Annotated in this window: 23 protein-coding genes and 1 tRNA gene; 10 read left to right on the top strand and 14 right to left on the bottom strand. The window is 67.2% G+C overall.

From position 1 onward, the window contains the following. Position 1: 1 nt before the first annotated feature. Positions 2 to 280 carry a hypothetical protein gene (locus FHT98_RS10685; RefSeq protein ID WP_113586859.1) on the top strand — a complete coding sequence of 93 codons (279 nt, stop codon included), beginning with the start codon at positions 2 to 4 and terminating at the stop codon, positions 278 to 280. Here the strand turns inward: FHT98_RS10685 and FHT98_RS10680 are convergent. Beyond that, on the bottom strand, positions 277 to 1,101 hold the full coding sequence (locus FHT98_RS10680) for an OmpA/MotB family protein (RefSeq protein ID WP_061965976.1): 825 nt from the start codon (positions 1,099 to 1,101) through the stop codon (positions 277 to 279). The genes FHT98_RS10685 and FHT98_RS10680 overlap by 4 nt on opposite strands. A 15-nt stretch (positions 1,102 to 1,116) precedes the next feature. Further along, positions 1,117 to 1,887, bottom strand: coding sequence for a motility protein A (locus tag FHT98_RS10675; protein WP_061965977.1), 771 nt, complete (start codon positions 1,885 to 1,887; stop codon positions 1,117 to 1,119). A 138-nt stretch (positions 1,888 to 2,025) separates the two neighbouring features. On the opposite strand from FHT98_RS10675, the gene FHT98_RS10670 reads away from it, so the two are divergent. The 3 genes from FHT98_RS10670 (at position 2,026) to FHT98_RS10660 (ending at position 5,373) form a co-directional block, all read left to right on the top strand. Continuing rightward, positions 2,026 to 3,843 carry a glucan ABC transporter ATP-binding protein/ permease gene (locus tag FHT98_RS10670; RefSeq protein WP_142115732.1) on the top strand — a complete coding sequence of 606 codons (1,818 nt, stop codon included), beginning with the start codon at positions 2,026 to 2,028 and terminating at the stop codon, positions 3,841 to 3,843. A 56-nt stretch (positions 3,844 to 3,899) separates the two neighbouring features. Next, positions 3,900 to 4,880: a TRAP transporter substrate-binding protein gene (locus FHT98_RS10665; RefSeq protein ID WP_142114001.1), complete on the top strand. Its 981-nt coding sequence runs from the start codon at positions 3,900 to 3,902 to the stop codon at positions 4,878 to 4,880. 157 nt (positions 4,881 to 5,037) lie between these two features. Next, positions 5,038 to 5,373 carry a DUF1330 domain-containing protein gene (locus FHT98_RS10660; RefSeq protein ID WP_061966080.1) on the top strand — a complete coding sequence of 112 codons (336 nt, stop codon included), beginning with the start codon at positions 5,038 to 5,040 and terminating at the stop codon, positions 5,371 to 5,373. A 6-nt stretch (positions 5,374 to 5,379) separates the two neighbouring features. On the opposite strand, the gene aroB is transcribed toward FHT98_RS10660, so the two are convergent. Further along, the gene (gene aroB / locus FHT98_RS10655) at positions 5,380 to 6,519 is read right to left on the bottom strand and encodes a 3-dehydroquinate synthase (protein WP_248309195.1); all 1,140 of its coding nucleotides are present in this window, start codon (positions 6,517 to 6,519) and stop codon (positions 5,380 to 5,382) included. Next, entirely contained in the window at positions 6,516 to 7,118 is a 603-nt protein-coding gene (locus FHT98_RS10650) for a shikimate kinase (protein WP_425284631.1), read from the bottom strand. Before FHT98_RS10650 ends, aroB begins: the two co-directional genes overlap by 4 nt. A 177-nt stretch (positions 7,119 to 7,295) precedes the next feature. Between FHT98_RS10650 and FHT98_RS10645 the strand changes: the two genes are divergently transcribed. Beyond that, on the top strand, positions 7,296 to 7,442 hold the full coding sequence (locus FHT98_RS10645; RefSeq protein ID WP_061965984.1) for a hypothetical protein: 147 nt from the start codon (positions 7,296 to 7,298) through the stop codon (positions 7,440 to 7,442). Then, a complete protein-coding gene (locus tag FHT98_RS10640) occupies positions 7,439 to 8,368 on the top strand; it encodes a site-specific tyrosine recombinase XerD (RefSeq protein ID WP_142114000.1) in 930 nt (309 codons plus the stop codon). The genes FHT98_RS10645 and FHT98_RS10640 overlap by 4 nt, the downstream gene beginning before the upstream one ends. A gap of 6 nt (positions 8,369 to 8,374) precedes the next feature. Here FHT98_RS10640 and FHT98_RS10635 read toward each other — a convergent pair whose 3' ends face one another. Further along, on the bottom strand, positions 8,375 to 9,073 hold the full coding sequence (locus FHT98_RS10635) for a carbonic anhydrase (RefSeq protein WP_113587350.1): 699 nt from the start codon (positions 9,071 to 9,073) through the stop codon (positions 8,375 to 8,377). Between the two features lie 250 nt (positions 9,074 to 9,323). On the opposite strand from FHT98_RS10635, the gene FHT98_RS10630 reads away from it, so the two are divergent. Continuing rightward, positions 9,324 to 10,817 carry an amidase gene (locus tag FHT98_RS10630; protein WP_142113999.1) on the top strand — a complete coding sequence of 498 codons (1,494 nt, stop codon included), beginning with the start codon at positions 9,324 to 9,326 and terminating at the stop codon, positions 10,815 to 10,817. A 44-nt stretch (positions 10,818 to 10,861) separates the two neighbouring features. Beyond that, positions 10,862 to 12,445, top strand: a complete 1,584-nt coding sequence (locus FHT98_RS10625; RefSeq protein WP_061965991.1) for an ABC transporter substrate-binding protein — start codon at positions 10,862 to 10,864, stop codon at positions 12,443 to 12,445. A 49-nt stretch (positions 12,446 to 12,494) separates the two neighbouring features. Here FHT98_RS10625 and FHT98_RS10620 read toward each other — a convergent pair whose 3' ends face one another. Both FHT98_RS10620 and FHT98_RS10615 read right to left on the bottom strand, forming a co-directional pair. Beyond that, a complete protein-coding gene (locus FHT98_RS10620; protein WP_142113998.1) occupies positions 12,495 to 14,090 on the bottom strand; it encodes a gamma-glutamyltransferase in 1,596 nt (531 codons plus the stop codon). Positions 14,091 to 14,305: 215 nt separating this feature from the next. After that, a complete protein-coding gene (locus tag FHT98_RS10615) occupies positions 14,306 to 14,596 on the bottom strand; it encodes a YggT family protein (RefSeq protein ID WP_061965995.1) in 291 nt (96 codons plus the stop codon). A 117-nt stretch (positions 14,597 to 14,713) separates the two neighbouring features. Here FHT98_RS10615 and FHT98_RS10610 point away from each other — a divergent pair. Next, positions 14,714 to 14,789 (top strand) — tRNA-Ala (locus FHT98_RS10610). Between the two features lie 391 nt (positions 14,790 to 15,180). Here the strand turns inward: FHT98_RS10610 and FHT98_RS10605 are convergent. The 7 genes from FHT98_RS10605 to FHT98_RS10575 form a co-directional block, all read right to left on the bottom strand. Further along, the gene (locus FHT98_RS10605) at positions 15,181 to 15,978 is read right to left on the bottom strand and encodes an ABC transporter ATP-binding protein (RefSeq protein ID WP_142113997.1); all 798 of its coding nucleotides are present in this window, start codon (positions 15,976 to 15,978) and stop codon (positions 15,181 to 15,183) included. Beyond that, positions 15,975 to 17,006 carry a FecCD family ABC transporter permease gene (locus FHT98_RS10600; protein WP_142113996.1) on the bottom strand — a complete coding sequence of 344 codons (1,032 nt, stop codon included), beginning with the start codon at positions 17,004 to 17,006 and terminating at the stop codon, positions 15,975 to 15,977. Before FHT98_RS10600 ends, FHT98_RS10605 begins: the two co-directional genes overlap by 4 nt. After that, positions 17,003 to 17,989: a FecCD family ABC transporter permease gene (locus tag FHT98_RS10595; RefSeq protein ID WP_142113995.1), complete on the bottom strand. Its 987-nt coding sequence runs from the start codon at positions 17,987 to 17,989 to the stop codon at positions 17,003 to 17,005. Before FHT98_RS10595 ends, FHT98_RS10600 begins: the two co-directional genes overlap by 4 nt. Beyond that, positions 17,986 to 18,903 (bottom strand): ABC transporter substrate-binding protein, encoded by a 918-nt coding sequence (locus FHT98_RS10590; protein WP_142113994.1) that lies wholly within the window; start codon positions 18,901 to 18,903, stop codon positions 17,986 to 17,988. The genes FHT98_RS10595 and FHT98_RS10590 overlap by 4 nt, the downstream gene beginning before the upstream one ends. A 20-nt stretch (positions 18,904 to 18,923) precedes the next feature. Beyond that, positions 18,924 to 21,332: a TonB-dependent receptor gene (locus FHT98_RS10585; protein WP_142113993.1), complete on the bottom strand. Its 2,409-nt coding sequence runs from the start codon at positions 21,330 to 21,332 to the stop codon at positions 18,924 to 18,926. A 138-nt stretch (positions 21,333 to 21,470) separates the two neighbouring features. After that, positions 21,471 to 22,466 (bottom strand): FecR family protein, encoded by a 996-nt coding sequence (locus tag FHT98_RS10580; RefSeq protein WP_061966007.1) that lies wholly within the window; start codon positions 22,464 to 22,466, stop codon positions 21,471 to 21,473. A gap of 44 nt (positions 22,467 to 22,510) precedes the next feature. Next, complete coding sequence (locus tag FHT98_RS10575; RefSeq protein ID WP_061966009.1) at positions 22,511 to 23,002, bottom strand: RNA polymerase sigma factor; 492 nt, start codon at positions 23,000 to 23,002, stop codon at positions 22,511 to 22,513. A gap of 167 nt (positions 23,003 to 23,169) precedes the next feature. Between FHT98_RS10575 and FHT98_RS10570 the strand changes: the two genes are divergently transcribed. After that, positions 23,170 to 23,934 carry a siderophore-interacting protein gene (locus FHT98_RS10570; protein WP_061966011.1) on the top strand — a complete coding sequence of 255 codons (765 nt, stop codon included), beginning with the start codon at positions 23,170 to 23,172 and terminating at the stop codon, positions 23,932 to 23,934. Positions 23,935 to 24,003: the final 69 nt, after the last annotated feature.

The following is a 24,003-nucleotide window of genomic DNA, read 5'->3' as shown; positions in this document are numbered from 1 at the left end:
GATGCGCTTCGGTCTCTTCGGCAAGGCTGAGAGCGGCGACGCGAAGGCCGAGGCGAAGCGCGCGGCCGAACGATTGAAGGTGCAGGTCAGGGAGCATCTCGGCCTGCCCGAGACGGCGGCGATCGCCGTCAACGAGATCATCTGCGCCGATCCTGCCTGCCCGGGCAGCGAGACGGTGATCCTGGTGATGAAGCCTGGCGAAAAGACCCGCGCCTACAAATTGCAGATGGCGATGGCCGAGGTCACGGCGGAGGCGCTGGCCGACGCTTTGCGTGCTTAAGGCCTGAAGCCGTTCGGCAGAGCGGGCGCCTCGGCCTTGAGCACGATCCCGACCCGGCGATTATAGGGCAGATAGGGATTGTCCTTGATCAGCGGCTCGGTGTCGCCGCGGCCGGTAACGGAGAGGAAGCGCTCGTTCGGGACGCCGGCATTGGCGAGGATCTCGCGCACGGCACTGGCGCGGGCGATGGAGAGGCCCCAGAGGTCGCCCTCGGGTGCTTCTCCCGGTCTCGGCGTGGCGCTGTGGCCGGAGATGGCGATCTTGTTGGGCATCTGGCGCAGCGTCGGGGCGACGGCGGCCAGCACCTTGCGCATGCGCTCGTTCGGCTGGGCCGAGCCCTCCGCGAACATCGAGCGGCCTTCCTGGTCGACGAGCTGGATGTCGATGCCGGCTTCCGAGACTTCGACCAGCACGTTGCGCGAGATCTCGGCAATCTCCGGCATGTCGCGCAGGGCCTGCCTGAGCGAGGCGGCGGCGAGCGCGAAGCCGCGGTCGAAGGTCGCCGACATCAGCCCGTCGTCCTTCTGGTTGTGCTGGCTCGGGCCGGGCGTGTCGGTCGCGTCCTCCAGCGGGCGGATATGGGCGTTCTTGATGTGGCTCTTGGTCGGGATGCCGTCGCGCTCGACGATGCCGGCGAGGCGGACGTCCGTCTGCGTACCGAAGGCTTCGCGCATCGAGCCGGCGACGATCTGGAGCTTCTGCTTGTCCTGGCTCGAATAGGCGGCGACCATGACGAAGAACGCCATCAGCAGCGCCATCAGGTCGGCGAAGGTCACGAACCAGCCGTGACCGCCGTGTCCCCCGCGTTTTTTCTTGGCCATGGCCCTAGGCCCCGATCATGCCGCTTCGACCATTTCGGCGCGGTGATGGTCGGGCAGATAGGCGAGCAGCATCTCACGAACCAGCGTCGGGCTCTTGGCGTCGCGCATCTGCAATACGCCGTCGATGATCAAGGTGCGGGAGATTTCCTCCTCCTCGAGCTTGATATGCAGCTTGTCGGCGATCGGCAGCGTGAACATGTTGGCGACCATCGCGCCGTAGAGCGTCGCCAGCAGGGCTGTCGCCATGGCCGGGCCGAGCCTCGATGGGTCCGACATGTTGGCGAACATCGTCACCATGCCAAGGATCGTGCCGATCATGCCCCAGGCCGGGGCGCAGTCGCCGATGGCGCGATAGACCTTGGAGCCTTCGTCGAGCCGCTGCAGGAAATTGTCGCGGTCGCGCTCCATCGTGTCGCGGATGAAATCCTTGTCGTAGCCGTCAGCGATATAGCGCAGGCCCTGGGCCAGGAAAGGGTCGGAGACCTCTACGCTCTCGAGGGCGACGGGGCCGCTCTTGCGGGCGATCTCGGCGACGCGGGTGATCTCGTCGATCAGCTCGCGCGGATGGATCGAACGCATCGTGAAGGCGAAGCGGACACCCATCGGCAGGCCATGCGCGATCACCGAGAAGGGAAAACGCAGCATCGTGGCCGCGCTCGCGCCGCCGAAGATGATGATCGCCGCGTGCTTGTCCCAATAGGCGGCAAAATTGCCGCCATCGATCATGATCAGCGCGACGATCGTCGCGATGCCACCCAGAATACCTGCGCCGGTGGCGAGATCCATGACAACATCCTGATCCACGCGATGCTCCGGAGCGCGGGCCGGGCTTTCGCAGTGCGTAAACCATAAGAGGTGTGGGTTGAACGAAGCGTTAAGGTTGACCGCTTGCCCGGCGCGCCGGTTTCGCTAAAGCTCGGCGCGATGTCTCTGCTCTCGCTCTATGCCCGCGTCCTCGGCGAGCTCGGCCCGGAAAAACGGCTGGGTATCATCCTGGCACTCGCCAATATCGTGCTGGCGGCGGTCGCCTTCGCCGAGCCGATGCTGTTCGGCGCGCTGATCGACCGGTTGACCACGATCCAGGTTTCGGGCGGGACCCTGACATGGGCCAGCATCAACCTGCTGATCGTCGCCTGGGTCGGTTTTGGCCTCGCCAATATCGCGCTCGGCGTCTTCGTCGCGCTGCATGCCGACAGGCTCGCCCACCGCGCGCGCCTGACGGTGATGGCCGAATATTTCGAGCATGCACTGACCCTGCCGCTTGCCTACCACACCCAGACCCATTCCGGCCGCGTGCTCAAGGTGATGCTCGACGGCACCAATGCGATGTGGGGGCTGTGGCTGTCCTTCTTCCGCGAGCATTGCGCCTCGGCCGTCGCACTGTTCGTGCTCCTGCCCTTCACGATCTGGAAGAACTGGCAGCTCGGGCTGCTGCTGGTCGCGCTCGTCGTGCTGTTCGGTTCGCTCACCGCCTTCGTGCTGCGCAAGACCGATCGCTTGCAGAGCAATGTCGAGGCCTATCATTCGAATCTGGCGGAACGGGCCTCGGACGCGCTCGGCAACGTACCGGTGATCCAGAGCTTCACCCGCATCGAGGCGGAGGTGCGCGGCCTGCGCTCGACCATCGCCAATGTGCTGGCCGCGCAATTGCCGGTGCTGTCCTGGTGGGCGGTGGCCAATGTCGCGACGCGCGCCTCGGCGACGCTGACCGTGCTCCTGATCTTCATCGTCGGCACCTGGCTCCTGATGCACGGCCAGACCACGGTCGGCGAGATCGTCACCTTCATGGGCTTCGCCACGATGCTGGTCGGGCGCCTCGAACAGATCGTCGGCTTCGTGAACTTCATCTTCATGCAGGCGCCGAAGATGCGGGAGTTCTTCGAGGTGCTCGACACGCTGCCGAGCGTGCGCGACCTGCCCAATGCCAAGGACCCCGGCCGGCTCGAGGGCGCCGTCGCCTTCGAGGACGTCTCGTTCTCTTATGACGGCAAGCGCGCCGCGGTGCGCGACGTCTCCTTCATCGTGAAGCCCGGCGAGACGATCGCCGTCGTCGGCTCAACCGGCTCGGGCAAGTCGACGACGCTGGGCCTGCTGCACCGCGCCTTTGATCCGCAATCAGGGCGGATCACCGTCGACGGTATGGATATCCGCGAGATCTCGCTGCTCTCGCTTAGGCGCAATATCGGCGTCGTCTTCCAGGAGCCGATGCTGTTCGCCCGCTCGATCCGCGAGAACCTGCTGGTCGGAAAGCCGGATGCGACCGATGCCGAGATGATGCAGGCGCTGGAACGTGCCCAGGCGGCCGAAGTGATGGCGCGCCAGGTCGACGGGCTCGACACGCTGGTCGGCGAGCGCGGCCGCACGCTCTCCGGCGGCGAGCGCCAACGCTTCTCGATCGCCCGCGCGCTGCTCAAGAACCCGCCGGTGCTGATCCTCGACGAAGCCACCTCCGCGCTCGACGCGGCGACCGAGGTCAAGCTGCAGAAGGCGCTGGAGGAGGTGATGAAGGACCGCACGACCTTCGTCATCGCGCATCGCCTCGCGACGATCCGCAATGCCGACCGCATCCTCGTCTTCGAGCAGGGGCAGGTCGAGGAAATGGGCACCTTCGACGAGCTCGTCGCCAAGGGCGGGCGCTTCGCGGCGCTGGCGCGGGCGCAGTATCTGGTGGCGGACAAGCCGGCCTCCGAGTCGACCGCCGAAGTCCCGAGCCCGCTGGCGCAGAAATTGCGGGCGGATTGACGGGCCCCCGCCCTTCTTGCTGGAATGCTCCGGCAAAGCACCAGAGGGGAATTGTCATGCGATGGCTGGCCGCCGGTTTCCTCGTTACGAGTCTCGTCTTCGGCGCAGGGGCGGCGCTGGCGCAGACCAGCTGGGAGATGCCGACCGAATACCCGGAGACCGCGATCCCCGGAGAAGGGGTCGCGAGTTTCGCCAGGCTGGTCAATGAACGGGCTGGCGGGCGCCTGACGATCAAGCCGAGCTTCGATGCCAAGCGCGGCATCAAGTCGGCGCAGATGATCGCAGCCGTGCAGAAGGGCGAGGTTGCAGCCGGCGATGCCTTCGCCGGTGCGCTCGGCGCGGTCGATCCGCTGTTCGGCCTGTCCTCGCTGCCCTTCCTCGCGACCTCGATCGCCGACGCGCGCCGCCTGACCGATCTGGCGCGGCCCGCCTACGCGAAGAAGCTTGCAGGCTTCGGGCAGAAGATCCTCTACACGACGCCCTGGCCGGCCTCGGGCATCTGGTCGAAGGCGCCCCTCGATTCGGCCGCCGCCCTGACGGGCCTGTCGATCCGGACCTATGACGCGACTTCGACCGCCGTGATGAACGCGGCCGGTGCCAAGGCGGCCAACCTCTCCTTCGCCGATGCCATGCCCAAGGTGAAGGATGGCTCGGTCGTCGCCGTGCTCTCCTCCGGCGATGGCGGGGCAGGGCGCAATCTCTGGGATTTTCTGCCGAATTTCACCGAGGTGAACTACGCGATGCCGATCTCGCTCGCGACGGTCAATCTCGCGGCTTACGAGGCGCTGCCAGTCGATCTCCGACAGATCGTGGATGGGGCGGCGAAGGAGACGGAAGCGCGGCAATGGACGGCGATCCGCACGCGGCTCGATGAAAATTACGCACGGATGCGGGCAAACAAGGTCGCGATCCGCGCCGAGGTGCCGCCGGACGTGGCCCAGGCACTGGCCAAGGCCGGGCGCGGTGCCGTGGAGGACTGGCGGCACCGGGCCGGCCCGGACGGGGCGGCCCTGCTCGACCAGTACGAGAAAAAATAGGGCGCGATCGGGGGGCGATCGCCGCAACCGAGGGGGGCTGTCGCGGCAAGTCCCCGGAGCTGCACGATTACCCCGGTGGTAATCGACCTCATGCGCCGGAGCCGCCATGGTCCTCCGCAACGAACGGCCTCCCGGCCGCCAGATGCAGGAGAGAACCATGACCGCCTATGCCATCGCCCATCTCCAGGATGTCCGCCTCGGCGCCGAGATCATCGACTACATCGCGCGCATCGACGGGACGCTCGCACCCTATGACGGGCACTTCCTGATCCATGGGGCGACGCCGGAGATCGTCGAGGGACCGTGGCCCGGCGATCTCGTGATCATCGCCTTCCCCGACATGGAGCGGGCGCGCGCCTGGTACGATTCGCCGGCCTATCGCGCGATCCTGCCGCTGCGGACGGAAAATTCGCGCGGCGTGACGATGCTCGTGAAGGGCGTAGAGCCCGGTTATCGCGCCGCCGACTTCCTGGCGAAGATCGGTGTTGCCTGAACCGGCTCAGGCGGCGAGTTCTGCTTCGACGAAGGCGCGCACCTCATCGGCCGCGACGCCCGGCGCGATGAAGCTCTTGCCGATGCCGCGGGCGAGGATGAAGGTCAGCACGCCGCGCTTGACCTTCTTGTCCTGCGCCATGGCGTTGACGATCTCCTCGGCGCTGCCGGCGCCGCCCGGCACCTGCTGCAACCGGCTGGGCAGGCCGACATGGTCGAGATGGCGTGAGACGCGGCCGGAATCCTGTCCCGAGCACAGGCCGAGACGCTGCGAGAAGCGGAAAGCCAATGCCAGGCCGATGGCGACGGCCTCGCCATGGACGAGGCGCGCGGAATCGTAATGCGTCAGCCGCTCCAGCGCATGGGCGAAGGTGTGGCCGAGATTGAGCAGGGCGCGGTCGCCTTCCTCGCGTTCGTCGCGGGCGACGATGGCGGCCTTGGCGCGGCAGGAGACGGCGACGGCGTGATCGCGTTCCGGGCCGCCGGCGATGACGCGGCTCCAGTTCACCTCGCACCAGTCGAAGAAGGTGGGATCGTCGATCAGCCCGTATTTCACCACCTCGGCATAGCCGGCCTTGAACTCGCGCTCGCTCAGCGTGTCCAGCAGGGCGGTATCGGCGATGACCAAAGCCGGCTGATGGAAGGCACCGATCAGGTTCTTGCCGTGCGGCGAGTTGATGCCGGTCTTGCCGCCGACCGAGGAATCGACCTGGGAGAGCAGGGTGGTGGGCACCTGCACGAAGCGCACGCCGCGCCGCAGAACCGCCGCGGCGAAGCCGGTGAGGTCGCCGACGACGCCACCGCCGAAGGCGATGACGAGGTCGTTGCGCTCGATCTTCGCCGCCAGCAGCGCATCGCAGAGTGCAACGAACTGGGGATAGGATTTCGACGCCTCTCCCGGCGGGATGGTGATGCGGGTCGCGGCGATGCCTTCCTGCTGAAGGCAGGTTTCGAAAGCCGCGCCATGCAGGGCGGCGACGCTCTCGTCGGTGACGATGGCGGCCTTGGCGCCGGGCGCGAAGGCCGCGATCAGGGCGGCCGCCTCGCAGAGCTGGTGGCGACCGATATGGATATCGTAGCCACGGCCTTCGAGCGCGACGGGGACGACGATGCGGGCACCGGTCTGGTCGGACATGGTGGCGTTCATGATGCTGTCGCTCCGGCTGCCGGCCCGAGATAGTCGCCCAATGCGGCGATGGTTTCGCCGACCACGACTTCGTGAGGCTCGTCGCTCGACAGGATGGTGATGTCGGCGAGCGCATAGACCGGCTCGCGCTCGGCCAGCATCCGGCGCAAGGTCGCTTCCGGGTCGGCGGTCTGGAGCAAGGGCCGGTTCGAGCGCTTGCGGACACGGCGCATCAGCACGTCGGGCTCGGCCTTGAGCCAGACCGAGATGCCGAGTTCCTTCACGCGCTCGCGCGTCTCGGCATTCATGAAGGCGCCGCCGCCGGTCGCCAGCACGAGCGGGGCGCGGGTGGTCAGGACGCGGCTGATGACCCGGCGTTCGCCCTCGCGGAACTCGGCCTCGCCGCGCTGCGCGAAGATCTCCGGGATCGTCATATGCGCGGCCGTCTCGATCTCGGTATCGGCATCGACGAAGGGCAGGCCGAGGCGCGCCGCCAGCCGGCGGCCGACGGAGCTCTTGCCGGACCCCATCATGCCGACGAGCACGATGGCCCGCGCGCCGAGAATGGCGCGGAGATCGGTCGTTTCGGAGGCAGCGATGGAAGCGGCGGCGGTCATGATACCTTTCAATCCTCGGCACGGCTGTAGCACCGGCCGGCCGCTGCGTCATGCCCCTGTCACGCGCTTTGCACGAGGCTGTGGCCCGCCGGCCCTTGCGCGGCGCGGTTGCGATCGGGGATAATCAAATCGGGTGCCGGGATCGCGCGCGCCCCAAGCGATTGCGAGAGTCCGCCCGACGTGCCGACGCTGTTCCGTTTCCTGGCTTTCATCGCGATCATCGCCGGGCTGATCTTCGGGGGCATGGTCGCGCTCGTCACCTTCGTTCAGCCGGTTCAGCGCGAGATGGTCGAGATCGTACCGCCTGCCAAACTGCAGCCGAAATGAGCCGGTTGGGGCGCCAGCGGCTGAATGCCTTCCTCGACATGCTGGCGGCCGAGCGCGGCGCGGCGCGCAACACGCTCGACGCCTATGAGCGCGACATTACCGATTATCTCGAATTCCTCGGCGGCAAGGCGCCGGGCGACGCTCTGCCTGGGGATATCCGCGGCTGGCTTGCCGATCTCGCGGCGCGGGGCCTCAAGGCTTCCTCCGCGGCACGCCGGCTTTCGGCCGTGCGTCAGTTCCATCGCTTCCTCTATACAGAGGGGCTGGCCGGCACCGACCCTTCGGCCGCGATCGCCGGGCCGCGGCTCGGCCGCCCGCTGCCCAAAGTGGTGACGGTCGCGGATGTCGACCGCCTGCTGGAAGCGGCGCGGGCCCAATGCGAGCGGGAGGGGATAACGAAGGCCGCGCGGCTCAAGGCCCTGCGCATGCGCTGCCTGGTCGAGATGCTTTATGCCACGGGCTTGCGCGTCTCGGAACTGATTGCGCTGCCCTTGTCGGCTGCGACGACGCGTGAGCGCTTCCTGATCGTGCGCGGCAAGGGCGACAAGGAGCGTCTGGTGCCGCTGAACGACGCGGCGCGACAGGCTGCGCGTGACTGGCTGGCTGCCTTGAAAGAGGCCGGAGAGGCGGATGGGCGCTGGCTCTTCCCCTCGGACGGCGAGAGCGGGCATCTGACCCGTCAGGTCTTCGCCAGGGATCTCAAATCGCTGGCCGGGGCGGCGGGGCTCTCAGTTGCGAGCTTAAGCCCGCATGTGCTGCGCCACGCCTTTGCCAGCCATCTCCTGCAGAACGGCGCCGATCTCAGGGTCGTGCAGGAATTGCTGGGGCATGCCGACATCGCGACGACACAGATCTACACCCATGTCCTGGACGAGCGGCTGAAGAGCATGGTCCGCGATCTCCATCCCCTCGCGGATGGAGAATGAGGCGCCTCAGGCCTCGGAACAGCGGATCTGCTGGACGCGCTTGGGCATCTCGCCGACGGCTGGGATGAACTGGCCGGTCGCGTTGTCGAGGATCATCAGCACACCGGTGGCGACGGCGAAATAAGCGCCGTGCAGGTGCAGTCGGCCCTTGCTCTCGAGGATCTGCACGCAAGGGAAGGTGCGGAGATTGGCGAGCGATTGCTGGACAGAGGCCAGCTCCAGCCGCTGCAGATAGTCGTCGAAGCTCTCATGGCGACCACGTCCGCCGGTGCGCTCGGCCGCCGGGCCGATCAGGGTGATCCATTTCCCGATGAAGTCGCCCGGCGAGAGCGCCTGCTGGCTGTCATCGGCGAAGGCGCGGATGCCGCCGCAGCGGCCATGGCCGAGCACGACGATGTGCTGCACCTTGAGCGCCTGGATGGCGTATTCGAGCGCCGCCGAGGTGCCGTGGAGCTGGTCGTCCGGCTGGAAGGGCGGGATCAGATTGGCGATGTTGCGCGCGACGAACATCTCGCCGGGGCGCGCATCGAAGATGACTTCCGGCGAAACGCGCGAGTCGCAGCAGCCGATGAGCATGATCTCCGGCGTCTGGCCGTGTTCGCCGAGCTCTTCATAGCGGCTCTGCTCGCGGATGAAACGATCGTCGAGGAAGGAGCGATAGCCTTCCGTCAGGCGCTGCGGGAATGGCTCTGCAGGCTTTTCCATGGATCCTGTCGAACAGGAAACGGACGGCTTCGTCAAGCATATGTTGCGGTGCGGTATCGCCCAGCCCGCCTGCCGGCCTTCGCTCAATCGCCCTTCCGGGCCAACTGTAGACGGCATGGAACCCGCGCGGAGGGAGGGGGCTGCATGCGCGATCCGGACATGGACATCTCGGCCTCGTCGCCTAGTCTGCTCGGACTGCCCCGCGCGGCACAGCGCTTGCGCGGGGCTGAGCGCAACGGAGACACCTGCCTTGACCGAACCCTGCGACCTCAGCGCCGTTGCCGCGCGTGCCCTGATCGGCGCCAAGAAACTCTCGGCCCGCGAACTGCTCGACAGCTGCATCCGCCGCATGGATGCGATCGACCCCGCCGTGAACGCGATGGTCGCGCGCGACGACGACAAGGCCCGCAAGGATGCGGCAAAGGCGGATGAGGCGACCGCGCGGGGCGATGCGCTCGGTCCGCTGCACGGCCTGCCGATCGGTATCAAGGACCTGGAGAACGTTGCCGGCCTGCGCACCACCTATGGCAGCGCGCTCTATCGCGATTTCGTGCCGAAGGAAGACCAGCTCATCGTCTCATCGGTTCGCAAGGCCGGTGCGATCATCGCCGGCAAGACCAACACGCCGGAATGGGGTGCCGGCGCCAATACCCGCAACGCCGTCTATGGCGCGACCGGCAACCCGTTCGACCCCTCGAAGAGCGCGGCCGGCTCGTCGGGCGGCTCGGGCGTCGTGCTGGCGACGAACATGGTGCCGCTGGCGACGGGCTCCGATACCGGCGGCTCGCTGCGCAATCCCGCCGCCTTCAACGGCATCGTCGGCTTCCGGCCGACGCCCGGGCTCGTGCCGAGCGAGAAACGCCAGCTCGGCTGGTCTCCGCTGCCGGTGCTCGGCCCGATGGCGCGCAACCTGCCGGATCTCTGCCTGCTGCTCTCGACCATGGTCTCCGATGCCGCTGCCGATCCGCTCGCGACGACGATCCATGGCAAGACCGTGCGGCGGCCGGAGGATTTCGCCCGCCCCGACGCGATCGATCTCGCCTCGCTCAAGGTGGCTCTGACCCCGGATTTCGGTTTTGCGCCGACCGAACGCCTGATCCGCGATACCTTCTCCGACAAGACCACGGCCTTCAGCCATCTCTTCAGGGCGGCGGAGGAAGCGACGCCGGATTGCGAGGGCACGGACGAGGTCTTCGAGATCCTGCGTGCCAGCAATTTCCTCGCGGCGCATCTCGACAAGGTCCGCGATACGCCCGACATGGTCGGGCCGAACGTCCGCGCCAATGTCGAGGAGGGCCTGCGTTATTCGGCGCTCGACGTCACCCGCGCGATGAAGCAGCAGACGGTGATCTACCAGCGCTGGCAGCGCTTCTTCGAGGATTACGACGTCATCCTGTCGCCGGCGGTGACGCTGAGCCCGCGGCCCTGGACCGAGCTCTTCCCCTCCGAGATCGACGGCAAAGCGACCCGAACCTATTTCCACTGGCTCGCGGCAGCCTATGCCGTCACCATCGTCGGCCATCCCGCGATTTCGCTGCCGGTCGGGCTCGACCGCAACGGCATGCCCTTCGGCCTGCAGATCGTCGGGCCGCGCGGCGGCGACGCCAAGGTGCTGGCAGTGGCGGCGGCGCTGGAAGCGGCGCTCGCGGGCGATCCGCTGACGGCCCGTCCGGTTCCGGACCTCGCCAAGCTCGCCAAGGCGCGGCCGATCAGCGAAAGCCCGAATTTCATCGGGTTCGCCTGAGGCCTGATTCGCGTTCCATACAATCATAAACGGGGAGAGTATGAATGAAGCGTCGTGATTTTCTGATGGGGACGGCCGCTCTCGGCCTCGCCGGCCCGGCTCTGCCGCGGCCGGCCGCAGCGCAAGGCAGCGCAACGCTGATGAAGTTCGTGCCGCAGGCCAATCTCTCGGCGCTGGACCCGGTCTGGACCACCGCGACCGTGACCAACAATCACGGCTATTATGTCTTCGACATGCTCTACGGGGCGGACGAGAACCTGAAGCCGCAGCCACAGATGGCGGAGGGGCACGAGGTTTCGGCCGACGGCAAGACCTGGCGCATCAAGCTGCGCGAAGGCCTGAGCTTCCATGACGGGACGCCGGTCAAGGCCGTCGACTGCGCCGCGAGCCTCAAGCGCTGGACGCAGCGCGACCCCTACGGCCAGTTGCTCGGCCGGGCGGTCGAGGAATGGGGTGCGCCCGACGATCGCATCGTCGAGATCAAGCTCAAGCGCCCCTTCCCGATGATGCTGGACTGCCTGTCGAAATCCGACCAGCCGCCGATCATCATGCCGGAGCGCCTGGCCAAGATCGATGCGAACACGCAGGTCACCGAGATGACGGGTTCGGGGCCCTACAAGTTCGTCGCTTCGGGCTATGTCTCGGGCAGCAAGGTCGTCTACGAGAAGTTCGAGGGCTACAAGCCGCGAGCTGAGCCGCCCAGCCGCAATGCCGGCGGCAAGGTCGCGCATTTCAAGCGGATCGAGTGGAACATCCTGCCCGATCCCGCGACATCGGCCGCGGCGCTGACCACCGGCGAGGTCGACTGGTGGGAGCGTCCGCTCACCGATCTCCAGCCGATGCTGGCTGGCAACAAGGACATCAAGCAGGAGATCATCGACAAGGCCGGGCGCGGCGCGATTATCCGTCTCAATCATCTGCAGGCGCCGTTCAACAATCCGAAGGTGCGCGCCGCCGTGCGCATGGCGGTGAAGCAGGAAGACTATATGCGCGCCGCCCAGGGCGACGACACCACGCTCTGGCAGACCTGCCGCAGCCTGTGGTGGCGCGGCACGCCCTATTACGACGGCGAGCAGGAAGACCTGATGCCGCAGAGCCTGGAGAAGGCGAAGGCGGCCCTCAAGGAATCCGGCTACAACGGCGAGAAGGTCGTGATCATCAACCCGACCGACTTCCCGGATATCGGGCCGCTCGGCGAGGTGACCTTCGAATTGCTCAAGCAGCTCGGCATGAATGTCGAGATGGCGGCGAGCGACTGGGGCACCGTCGTGCAGCGCCGCGGCAGCCGCGAGTCGACCGAGAAGGGCGGCTGGAGCATCTTCCACACCACGGGATCGGCGACGAGCTGGGGCAACCCGGCGATGTCCTCGCTGGTCCGCGGGCAGGGCGAGAAGGGCTGGTTCGGCTGGTGGAAGAGCGATGCGGCCGAGGCTCTGGCCGAGGAATGGCTCTATGCCCCCGACGAAGCCGCGCAGAAGAAGAGCGCCAAGGCGCTGGCCCGATTGGCGCTGGAGGAGGTCGCGACCATCCCGCTCGGCCAGTTCGTCAGCCGCACGGCCTATCGCAACGACATGACCGGGATGCTCGCCGGCTCGGCGCCCTATCCGTGGGGTCTCAAAAGAGGTTGATCGTCGTGCTCATGCAGAAGGGCGGCCGTAACGGCCGCCCTTTTTCATTTCAGCGCGTTGCCGCGACCGCCGCCGACCAGGGCGAGGCGGCGTCGCTCGATCCTTCCGCACCGTCCTTGTCGACGCGGACGAAGTTCGGGCAGGCGAAGTTGATCGGCAGCACGCTGTGCTCGACGATCGCGGTCGGCCCCGCTGCTTCGAGTGCAGCAAGCGTCTCGGCCGGCAGGCGCAGATCGGCGCTGGCCGAATCCGGGCCGGAGACGTCGATGCGCGGCTGATGCGCTGTCTCCTCGGTGCCCATGCCGAAATCGAGCTGCCAGGCTAGCGTCTGGTAGATGCTGGCGAGGATGCGCCGTCCGCCGGAGGAGCCCATTGCCTGGCGCGGCCAGCCGCCATCCTTCGGCGTGACCACGACCGGGCACATGTTGCAGAGCGGGCGGGCGCCCGGCGCGATCGCATTGGCGCTGCCGGGGCGCGGATCGAACCACATCATGCCGTTGTTCATCAGCACGCCGGTCGCGGGCAGCACGACGCGGCTGCCCATCGAGGAGAGCAGCGTCGTGGTGACCGTGACGAGATTGCCCTCGCCATCGACCACGGTGAGATGGGTCGTGCAGGTGTCGCCCGGCTCCTTGGCGGCAACCGCGGCGCCGAGGCCGGCCAGTCTCTCCCGATAGGCCTGGCGCATCACGCTGGAGAGCTGCGCGAACCAGGCGGCGGAGGGGCCGTCGCCTTCGATCGGAGTGTCGGCCATCCCGGCGACGACGCGTTCCAGCGTCGGCGCGGCGGTGAGGCCGCCGGCGGTGTGGAGGAGGTGAGTGCCGCGCCAGTCGATGGTCGGCGCCTCCCGCAATCCGGCCTTGCAGCCGGCCAGATCCTGGGCATCGACGACGCCGCCGGCCGCAGCGATATCCGCCACGAGCTGGTTCGCGACATCGCCGCGGTAGAAATCGTCGAGCCCCGCCTGCGCCAGCCGCTCGATCGTGTCGCCGAGCTTGCCCAGCTTCATGAAGCCCGGAATGCCCTGATAGGGCGGCACCGGCGGCAAGCCGCCAGGCAGATAGATGCGGGCACTTTCCTCGTAGAGCCTGAGCACCGAAGCCGAGGAGGCGATCTTCAGCGTCGTGTACCAGTCGGCCGGCAGGCCGCGCCGGGCGAGCGCGATGGCCGGCGCGAGAATGTCGGCGAGCGGGAGCTTCGAGCCGAAGGTCTCCTTGAGCTTGGCATAACCGGCGACGGAGGAGGGCGTGACGAAGGAGAGGGGGCCGTGGATGTTGCGGTCGTCCACCACCTCCGGCCAGGTGAAGAGGTCCTTCTTCATCTCGCCGGTCAGGGGATAATCGGCAGGATCGGCACGGCGCGGCGCGACCGGCCCGAAATCGACGACCTGCGCGCGGGTCTCGCCCGCCTTGAGCACGACGGCGAAGCCGATGCCGCCGAGCCCGCTGTTCCAGGGTTCGACTGCCGCAAGCGCGAAGCAGGCGGCGACGGCGGCGTCGGCGGCATTGCCGCCCTGTTCGAGGATCGCTGCTCCAGCCTCCGCCGCCTCGCGGCTCTGCGAGACGACGATGCCGTGCCTGCCGCGCGCGGCAGGTTTGGTCAGAGCCCAATTCTGGCTGCGATAGGGAAGAGCGGCAGCGGCCATGCGGAAACCTCGAAGCGTTGGCGAGGCGGCCATACTGCATGCCGGTCGCCACGACGTCGAATGCGTCGTGGCGGATTGCGAGCCGCGCCCGGCGCAGGGCGCGAATGGATCACCGTGCGCCCTATCGCGCGCAAAGCGGCGATCCATCCCTTGGCTTTGGCATCGGATCTTTCCGAAAAGTGCATTCCACTTTTCGGAAAGATCCGATGCCAGGATCAGAACACGTTGGGGTAGATGTAGCGGGTGATCACGCTCTGGATGAAGTAGATGATCAGCAGCAGGATGATCGGCGAGATGTCGAGCCCGCCGAGATTGGGCAGGCGCTCGCGAATCGGCCGCAATACGGGTTCGGTGATGCGGTAGAGCATGTCCCAGACCGTGGAGACGAACTGGTTGCGGGTGTTGATGACGTTGAAGGCGATCAGCCAGCTGAGCACTGCCGAGGCGATCAGAACCCAGATATAGAGGTTCAGCGCGATCATGATCACGTCGAGAACGGCACGCATCGGGCTTCCTTTTAGGCCTGTCTGGAAAGGTGACGCGGAATATCCCGGCTCGCGCCAAATCAGATGGCGGAAGTGATTGACATCCACGCGACGCACAGCCTAGAAGGCCAGCGCCTTGGGGCTGTAGCTCAGATGGGAGAGCGCTGCAATCGCACTGCAGAGGTCAGGGGTTCGAATCCCCTCAGCTCCACCAAGGCTTAAGTCATTGAGAATGCTAATATCTTAGCCCTCAATCACCTTCCTAAAACCCGGTGATTCCCGCTGCTTGGTCCCACGCTGGCGCCACTGAGGGAAATCATGGCTCCATCCGCAAGCATCGCGACAAGGTCCAAGTCCGAATCCCCGTAGAGATTCGTGCCCGTTACCCGGCCATTCGCTGCCTATGCCGATGCAAAGGAATGGGGATCCTGGGTCTTCCCCCAGCCATTATGCAGGTGCACGTTGCTGAACCTCCGTTGGAGCAGCGTTGGTGCAAGCCCGGCGCCCATGCGGCGCAGGTGGCCCAGATATGGCGAGGCTTCATCGGTGCCGGCGGCCGAGAATTGACGTAAGCGGCGGCTTTCCGGACCGGCCCCGGCTTTGCGTCAGTTCGCGAGAGCCGCCCGCTTCGGTACGATCAACGGCTTTCCGGTCAACGGATCGGCGATGACGATGCATGGGACGTGAAAGACCTCGTCGATGAAGCCGGGCGTCAGAAGATCTTCCGGCAGACCTTGCGCCAGGATCTCTCCCGCGCGCATCACCACCAGCCGGGATGCATAGCGGGCAGCCTGGTTGAGATCGTGCAGCACCGCGACGATCGTCTTCCCGGCACGGTTCAGGGCGGAGCAGAGTTCGAGCACATCGATCTGATGGGAGAGGTCGAGGAATGTCGTGGGCTCGTCCAGCAGCAGGATATCCGCGCCCTGTGCCAGTGCCATCGCGATCCAAACCTTCTGACGCTGGCCTCCGGAGAGGCTTTCGAGCGTGCGCTCGGCGAGCTGGGAAACGCCCGCTGCTTCCATGGCGGCCTCCATGGCGCTCTGATCGGCAGCGGTCCAGGGTTGAAACAGGCTGCGGTGAGGATGCCGCCCCCGTGCAACGAGATCCGCGACGATGATCCCCTCCGGCGCCTCCGCTCCCTGGGGCAGGACAGCAAGCAGCCGGGCGCGATCGCGTGGGCGATAGTGTGCGATCGGGTGTCCATCGAGCAGGACGCTGCCGCCGGAAGACGGGTGCAGCTGCGCGAGGCTTCTCAGCAAGGTCGACTTGCCGCAGGCATTGGGGCCGACGATCACGGTGAAACTGCCGACCGGCAGCGCGATGTCGATCCCCTTGAGAACCTCGTGCGGGCCGTGATGCGCGCGCAGGGCCTGTGCTTCCAGCCTTGTTTTGATGCTCATCGGACAGGCTCCCTGCGGCGGACCCAGGAGCCGAACAGCAAAATGAGATAGGCTCCGCCCAGACAGGCCGTCACGGCGCCGACGGGCAGCGCGCGCGGCGCCAGCGCGATGCGCGCGACCGCATCGCTGGCCAGCAGGAAAACCGCGCCGAACAGGGCGGAGGTCGCCAGCGGCAAACCGGCCGAGCCCGTGAGCTTGCGCGCCGCCTGCGGCGCGAGGAGCGCGACGAATCCGATCGGCCCGGCGATGAAGGTCGCTGTCGCTGTCAGGCCAAGCCCTATGAGGCCGAGCCGGAGCCGGGTGCTCGCGGCGGGAAGGCCGAGGGATTGCGCCTTGTCGTCTCCGAGTTCGAGAGCCTGCACGGAGCGGGCGCAGGCTAGGCCGAGGGGCAGCAGCAGGCCGAGCATCCCCGCGCCGATCGCCAGCCGCTGCATATCGACCCCGGCGAGCGCTCCCTGCTTCCAGTTCGCGGCGACCAGCGCGATATCGAGGGGCGCGACGAAGATCATCCAGTCGCCGAAGGCCGTGAAGGCGGCCCCGACCGCGATGCCGATGAGGATCAGCCGCGCGCGATCGGCGCGCAGGCCGCCGGCTGCGAGATAGACTAGCAGGCCCGCGCCAAGCCCGCCGCCGAAGGCTGCCAGCGCGACCAGCGCGGGCGTCAGGCCGGCAAGAAGCGCCAGCAAGGCCCCGCCGAACGCACCGGCGTCGAAGCCGATGATGTCGGGGCTTCCGAGCGGATTGCGCAGCAGCGTCTGGAACAAGGCGCCCGATAGGCCCAGCGCGGCGCCGGCTGCGAGCGCCGCGCCAACGCGAGGCAGGCGCCACTCGACGAGCAGTTGCAGCGCCGGACTCTCGTGGCCAGCAAGTGCGTGAAACACCTGCACCGGCGTGAGCCTGACCGTGCCCAGCGTCAGGGACGTCAGCACGAGCGCCAGACCGCCGAGCCACAGCCCGAGATGGCATAGTGCCGGACGGCTCATCGCGCCGTTCATGATGGTTCCGCTCTGTGCGGTGAGACCCTTCATGCGGCAGCGTTCCTGCGGCGGGCGAGCAGGATCAGGATGGGCGCGCCGAGGAGCCCGGCAACGATGCCGATCGGCACCTCGGCGGGCGGCATGGCGATGCGGCCGAGCGTGTCGGCGATCACGACGAGAGCGGCGCCGATCAGGCCGGAGAGAGGCAGATGCGCCGCCGCGCCGATACCGCCGAGGCGGCGGGCGATATGCGGGCTGGCGAGTCCGATGAAAGCGATCGGGCCGGCCGCTGCGACGGCGCTGCCGGCGAGCAGGACGACGGCGATGAGCGAGCCAAGTCGCACCGGTCGGACCGCGACGCCGAGCGAGGCCGCGCGGTCGTCCCCGAGCGCGAGCAGGTCGAGGCGTGGAGCGAGCGCGAGCGTCAGCAGCGTTCCGACAAGCCATGCCAGCGTCACGCTTGGAAGGATCGCCCCAGTGGCTCCCGAGAGCGCGCCGACGCGCCAGTTCCTGACCAGATCGAAGCGCTCGGGATCTGACAACGCGACCGCCTGGCCGATACCGATGCACAGCGCCGTGACCGCGACGCCGGCAAGGGTGAGACGGATCGGGTTCGAGCTGCTGCGGGCGCCCGCGAGTGCCTGGACCGCGAGCACCGCGCCGAGGGCGCCGCAGGCGGCAAGCCAGGTCGCGGCCTGCGGGCCGGCGAGGCCGATAAGATCGGTGCCGAGGATCAGTGCGAGGCTCGCTCCCGCATTGATCCCCAGCAATCCCGGATCGCCCAGCGGGTTTCGCGTCGCCATCTGGATGACCGCGCCGGCAAGCCCGAGCGCCGCGCCGGCCATCGCCCCGAGCAGGACACGCGGCAGACGCAGGCCCAGCACGATCTCGGCGGCTTCGCTGCCGCGGCCTTCGTGCAAAATGGCGAGCCATTCGCCGGCCGCGATCGGACGCGCGCCTAGCGTCAATGCGATGAGCGAAGCTGCCAGCAGCACCAATGCGCCGATGACGATAGCCAATGGGGTCCGTGTCACGAGGTCATCCGGGTCAGCAACGCATCCCAGGCGCCCGCGAGATGGTGTGCGGTGTAGACCGACCCGAAGATGCTGTTGCCCGGCGAAACATGTACCTGTCCAGCACGGACGGCCGGCAGCCGTTGCCAGAGCGGCTCACGGGCGAGCGCAGCCGGGGCGCGATCTCCCAGATCGATCAGCAGGACGCCGTCGACCTGCCCGAGGACATCCCCGAGGGATTCCAGCGCGACCTCGCCATAAGGGCCGAGCCGCCCGGCTTCCACGGCCCGGCCGCCGAGATCGGCAAGGACCTGGGCCGGCATCACGAAGCCGTAGCCCGTGCCGTCGCTGCGCACCATCAGCCGCCGCTTGAGCGGCTCGTAGGTCGCTGCCGCCAGCAGGCTCCGCCGCAGCACGCCGTCATGGCGCTGGCGCAGCCCGGCAATCTGCTCGGCATAGGCCGTGGTGGCGCGCTCTGCGAGCTCGGTGCGCTGAAGCCAGCCGGCCAGGCTATCGAGATTGCCACGCCAATGCGTGCGGTGGTTGCTCGGCAGGACCGGCGCGATCCGGCTCAGCCGGGCGAGGGGCCACCATTCCGAGTGAGCGGAGGTGTCCGGGCAAAGGATCAGATCGGGTTGCAACATCAGGATCTGTTCGAGATCGGGCGGAGCCGCCAGGAACGGCACGGAGGACGGTACGGGCACCCATGGCCTGGCGCGGCTGTGGCTGTAGCCGATCAGAGGCAGATTGAGCGCCAGCGCCATCTCGAGGCTGATGCGCGAGTCGATCGCGACCACCCTGCGTGGCTCGGACGGCAGCTCGACGGGACCGAGTGGCGTGTTCACCACCCGGCGTCCGGATGCGGCAAAGGCGGAGCCGGCCAGGATGGCCGCCCCGCCTGCCGCGAAGCTGCGTCGAGACAGGAATGTCGCCACGCGGTTCCCTGCCTTCGGCCCTAGAACTCGAAGGTCGAGGACAGCGAAACCATCCGCGCCTCGCTCGGATAGAGCAAGTTGAAGCCCGGATAGGTCGTCCAATAGGCCTTGTTGAACAGGTTGGTGACGTTCGCCTGCAGGATGACCGGCTTGGCGCCGGCCCGCTCGATCTTGTAGCGGGCGCCGATGTCGAAGGTCGTCCAGGCCTTCAGCTTCTGCAGATTGGCGGCATCGGCATAGCTCGAGCCGGTATAGATCATCCGGCCGAAGAGGGTGAGGTTGCGGACGAAGCCCGGGTCCCATTCGAGGCCGAGATTGGCCTGCACGCGCGGGGTGCCCTGCGCCTCGTTGCCGTCGAAGGTGCCGTTGGCTGTGCGCACGAGCTTGGAATCGAGGAAGGTGATGCCGCCCAGCGCCCGGACGCCTTCCACGATCTCGCCGGCGACGCTCAGCTCTACGCCGCGATAGCGGGTCTCGCCATTGTCGCTGAAGGTGTTGGTGACGGTGTTCGCGATGCCGGAGGCCTGTTCCGACTGGAAGACGGCGACCGAGGTCATCAGCCTGCCCCAATCGACCTTGGCACCGGCTTCGTACTGCTTGGTGACGAAGGGCGGCAGGACCTGGCCGGCATTGACGAAGGTGTTGCCGACGACCGAGCCCGCAGTCAGACCCTCGATATAGCTCGCATAAAGCGAAACGTTCTCAAGGGGCTTCACGACGAGACCGATGACCGGCGTCACCGCATCGCTCTTGTTCTTGGAGGAGATCACGCCGGTCTGCAGCGTGTAGTTGTTGATGTCGACGAACTGCTTGCGCACGCCGAGCGTCAGTTGCAGGCGCTTGTCGAAGGCCGAGATTGTGTCCGAGATCGAATAGCTGGTGAAGCTGTTGTCGTTCTGGCGGTAGCGCCGGGCGGCCGGCATCACCGGATTGGGCGAGAAGGTCGGGTTGTAGATATTCGACGGCGTCACCGAGAGTGTCGCCGGCAGGCCGGAGGCGCGCGCCTGATAGAAGCTGTTGGCGGAAATGACGACCTCATGGTCGAGCGGGCCGGTCTGGAAGCGTCCGCGCACGCCCGCTTCGCCCGAATAGCGGTTGATGTCGATCTGATAGCGGGAGCCCGTGCTGGTGAAGTTGCCGTTGCGCCTGAGGCCGGAGCCGGCTTCCACCGCCTGGTCCCAGTCCATATGGCTGACGCCGGCCTTGCCGTAGACGGTGATGTTGGAGGTCACATCGTACTCGGCCTGGACCATGCCGTAGCTGTCCGCGAACTTGCTGTAGTTCCAGGGCGAGACATAGGTCTTGTTCGGCTTGATCGGCCGCGGGACCAGCTCGGTCGCCAATGGCGTCACCGTGTTGTTCATCCGGTCGGTGTTCAGGACCTGATAGCCGGCATCGAGCGAGATGCGGAACGCGTCGCTGCGATAGTCGAGCCCGATCGTGCCGTTGACCAGATTCTGCGACTGCTGGCTGATGGGGGTGCCGCCATCGCGATAGAGCAGGTTGGCGCGCACGCCGAACTGCTTCTGATCGCCGAAGCGGCGGCCGAGATCGAGATGGCCGCCGAGCTGGGAGTTGCTGATCCAGGTCGCGGTGAACCGGGTCAGCGGCTCGTCCGTGGCACGCTTTGGCACGAGGTTGATGACGCCGCCGACGCCGCTTGGCGAGAGGCCGCCGAGGAAGGCGCCGGGGCCCTTCAGGACCTCGACGCGCTCGATGCCGGCCAGCGTCGACTGCGCGTTGGGCGCGATGCCGAACAGGCCGCCGAAGGCGACGGCGGCGTTGCCGACCTGGATGCCGCGGATGACGAAGTAATTGGCATTGCCGACATTGGTCGGCTCGACATTGCGGATCGAGGAATCGTTCTTGACGACATCGGCGACGGATTGGGCGCGCTGATCTTCGATCAGCTTCGACGTGTAGTTCGTGACCGAGAAGGGCGTATCCATCACGGAGCGCTGCCCGAGCACGCCGAGGCCGCCGCCGACCGCGACCTGACCGCCGGCATAGGCCGGGGGCAGCCCGGGCACGCCGCTGCCGACGACCTCGATGGTATCGAGGGCGATCGCGCCTTCGACGGCGCCGCCAGCCGCGACGGGGCGGGCCGGATCGTAAATCTGGACGGTGGTCGCGTTGCTGAAGCGGAAGGCGAGGCCTGTGCCGTTGAGCAGGGCTGCGACGGCCTGTGCCGTGCTCAGCGAGCCCTTCACCGCATTGCCGCGACGCGAGGCGGCGGGCGTCTCGGCGAAGACCACGTCGACGCCGGTGACGCGGACGATATCGTTCATCGCGGCGCGGACGGGTTTCGCCGGAATGTCGAAACTGTGCAGCGTCTGCGCCTGCGCCGTCGCAACGGGAATGGCGAGGCTGGCACCCAGCGAGCTGAGAAATGTCGCTGCGAGGAGAACTTCCTTCGCCGTCAACCGCATCGAACGCATCCACCGACCCTTTTCGTACAGGATGGTGCGAGGCTTTCAGCCTCGCCCTCTATCTCCTTGTCGAACGGGCCGGCCGGTGACCCTCACGCATCGCGTGATTTTTTTGGAGTTGCCGATCCGGCAGTCGCGTCAGGGCGAGACGAAGGTGACCGGCCCGACGGTGGTGACCGAGAAGCCGACCGAGGATTGCAGGGCCGCCAGCGCGGCTGCGCTGTCGCGCAAGGTGACATTGCCGGTGACATGCCGCCTGCCGAGCGTGGAGTCGAGCAGGACGATGCGGCCGCGATGGTGACGCTCGATCCGGGTCAGGACCTGCGCCAGCGGCATATCGTCGAAGATGAAGCGCCCGGCGCGCCAGGCCGTGACCTCCGCGACATCCACGGCCTCGGCCTTGCCGAGCCCATGCCCGCCATATGCGACCCGCTCGCCTGGGTTGAGGACCACGGCCTCGCGCGATTGCGGCAGCTCGACCGAGACGCTACCGCTGGCGAGCGTGACGGTCACGCCTCCCTCATCGTTTGCAGCGACCTCGAAGCTCGTACCGAGCACGCGGGCCTCGCCCTGGCCGGCGCTGACCACGAAAGGCGCTTCGGAGCGCTTGACCTCGAAGAAGGCCGTTCCCCTGAGCAGGCGAACGCGACGCAACCCCGCGGAAAAATCGACGGCGAGCGCGCTGTCCGAATCGAGCTGCGCCGTCGAGCCATCCGCCAGCACGATCATGCGCTGTTCGCCGCGCGTCGTGACCTGATCGGCGCGCCAGTTCTCGAACAGATGCGGCCGGTCGAGCCAGATCCAGCCGAGGCACAGGGCGAGCACGAGGCCGAGCACGGCCCCCGCAGCCGCTCGTCCGCGACCACGCTCGCGGCGTAGCGCCCGGATGCGCTCCAGCGGCGCGGCCAGCGCTTCGCTCTCGGAGGCACCGAGAACGGCGGACAGCGTGCCCATGTCGGACCAGAGTGCCGCGACCTTGTCATAGTGACGGGCATGATCGCTCGAAGCCGCCAGCCAGGCCTCGAAATCACCGCGATCCGCAGGCGAGGGGCGGCCGTTCATGCGGGTGAACCACGCGATCGCCTGCTTTTCCAGCAGGAGCTCATCGGTTCGGTGGCTGTTGTCGGTGTCCATGGCGCCTGAGTTACGGCTTGGGCCTGGAGATTGTGCGCTTGGCGTTATCGCAATGTGTCCCGGCATGCCAGCAGGGCACGGGCGATCTCGCGCTCGACCGTGCTGTAGGAGAGGCCGAACGCGGCTGCGATCTCGTCGTAGCTGCAGGCATGCACGCGGTTCAGCAGGAAGATCTGGCGCGTGCGTTCGGGCAAGGCCGCGACGGTCCGCACCACCCGCTCCAGGTCCTGCCGGGCTGCCGCGACCTGATCGGGTAGCGCGACCGGGGCTGCGTACTGTTCCTCGGTGATGCGCAGCGGCAGGCTGGCGCGCCGGCGTTCGGCACGCTGATGGCTGATCGCGGCATAGTCGATCGCGCGGCTCAGGTAGGATGCCTGGCAGCCGATATGGTCCCGGGCGCGCGACCAGAAGGCGACGAAGACGTCCTGCACGACGTCGGCGGCGTTGGCGACGCCGACGCGACGCGCAGCCCGCCGTTCCAGCCGGCGATGTTCCCGCGCGTAGAGTGTGCCGACATCGTCGAGGCTGCTCGACATGGTTCCGCTGGCTCCGGATATCCCAAGGCCCAACGCCATAGCAGCCGCATTCCGACCGCTCAATCGCGATGTTTTAGAAATACTCTAAGTAAATCAAAGACTAAGGCTGTTGCCTCGACGCCGTTCGCGTGAAACAAGCGCGGCGCTAGACGAGGTCGATCGGCACGATGGAAGCCAGCCCCAACCCGTTTCATGAAGCCGCCGTCGTGAGGCGCCGCTATCTCACGCCCGGAATGATCCGGCTGACACTCGGCGGAGGCGGCATCGCCGGCTTCCGCTCGACCGGGATCGCCGACGAATATATCCGCCTGTTCTTCCCCGATCCCGACACAGGCGAACTCGTCCTGCCGGAGATCGGCGCGGACGGGCGCTGGACATTTCCCGAGGATCGCCACCGCGTCCGCTATTCGACCTATACGGTGCGCCGCCACGATGCCGCTTCCTGCGAGCTCGACATCGACATGGTCGTTCATGCCGGTGGCCGCGCCAGCGACTGGGCCTGCGCCACCAGCGAGGGCGACCGGGTCGTCATCAACAATCCGCGCGGGCTCTACAAGCCGCCGGCGGATTGCCGCCGGCAGATCCTCCTCGGCGACGCGACCGGCCTTCCGGCCATCGCCCGCATTCTCGAGAACGCGCCTCCCGACATGGAAAGCCGTGTCGTCATCGAGGTTCGCGACGCAGGCGAGCAGCAGCCCTTGCCGGAGCATCCCGGAGCGGATGTCACCTGGCTCACCGGCAGCGGGAACGGGGTCGGCGAAAGCCGGCTGGGCTCGCTCCTGGCCGACATGCCCATTGGGGCGGATCCCGGCTACCTCTGGGTAGCCGCGGAGCGTGCGGCCGTGCGTTCCCTCCGGGCTCAAGCGGATGCGCTGGGCTGTTTCGCCGATGATGGAAGGAAGCTCGTGGCCTATTGGGGGGCGCGGTCGTGATGCCTTTGCCCCGTTCGGCGCAGCCGCTCGATGTCTTTCCGGGCGATCACGGTCCTGACGTCCGGTTCG

Origin of the sequence: Allobosea sp. AK1 (genome assembly GCF_006714945.1) — a bacterium.
Lineage (GTDB): Bacteria > Pseudomonadota > Alphaproteobacteria > Rhizobiales > Beijerinckiaceae > Allobosea > Allobosea robiniae.
Note: the sequence above shows the minus strand (reverse complement) of the source record. Positions and strands in the feature narration are given on the sequence as shown.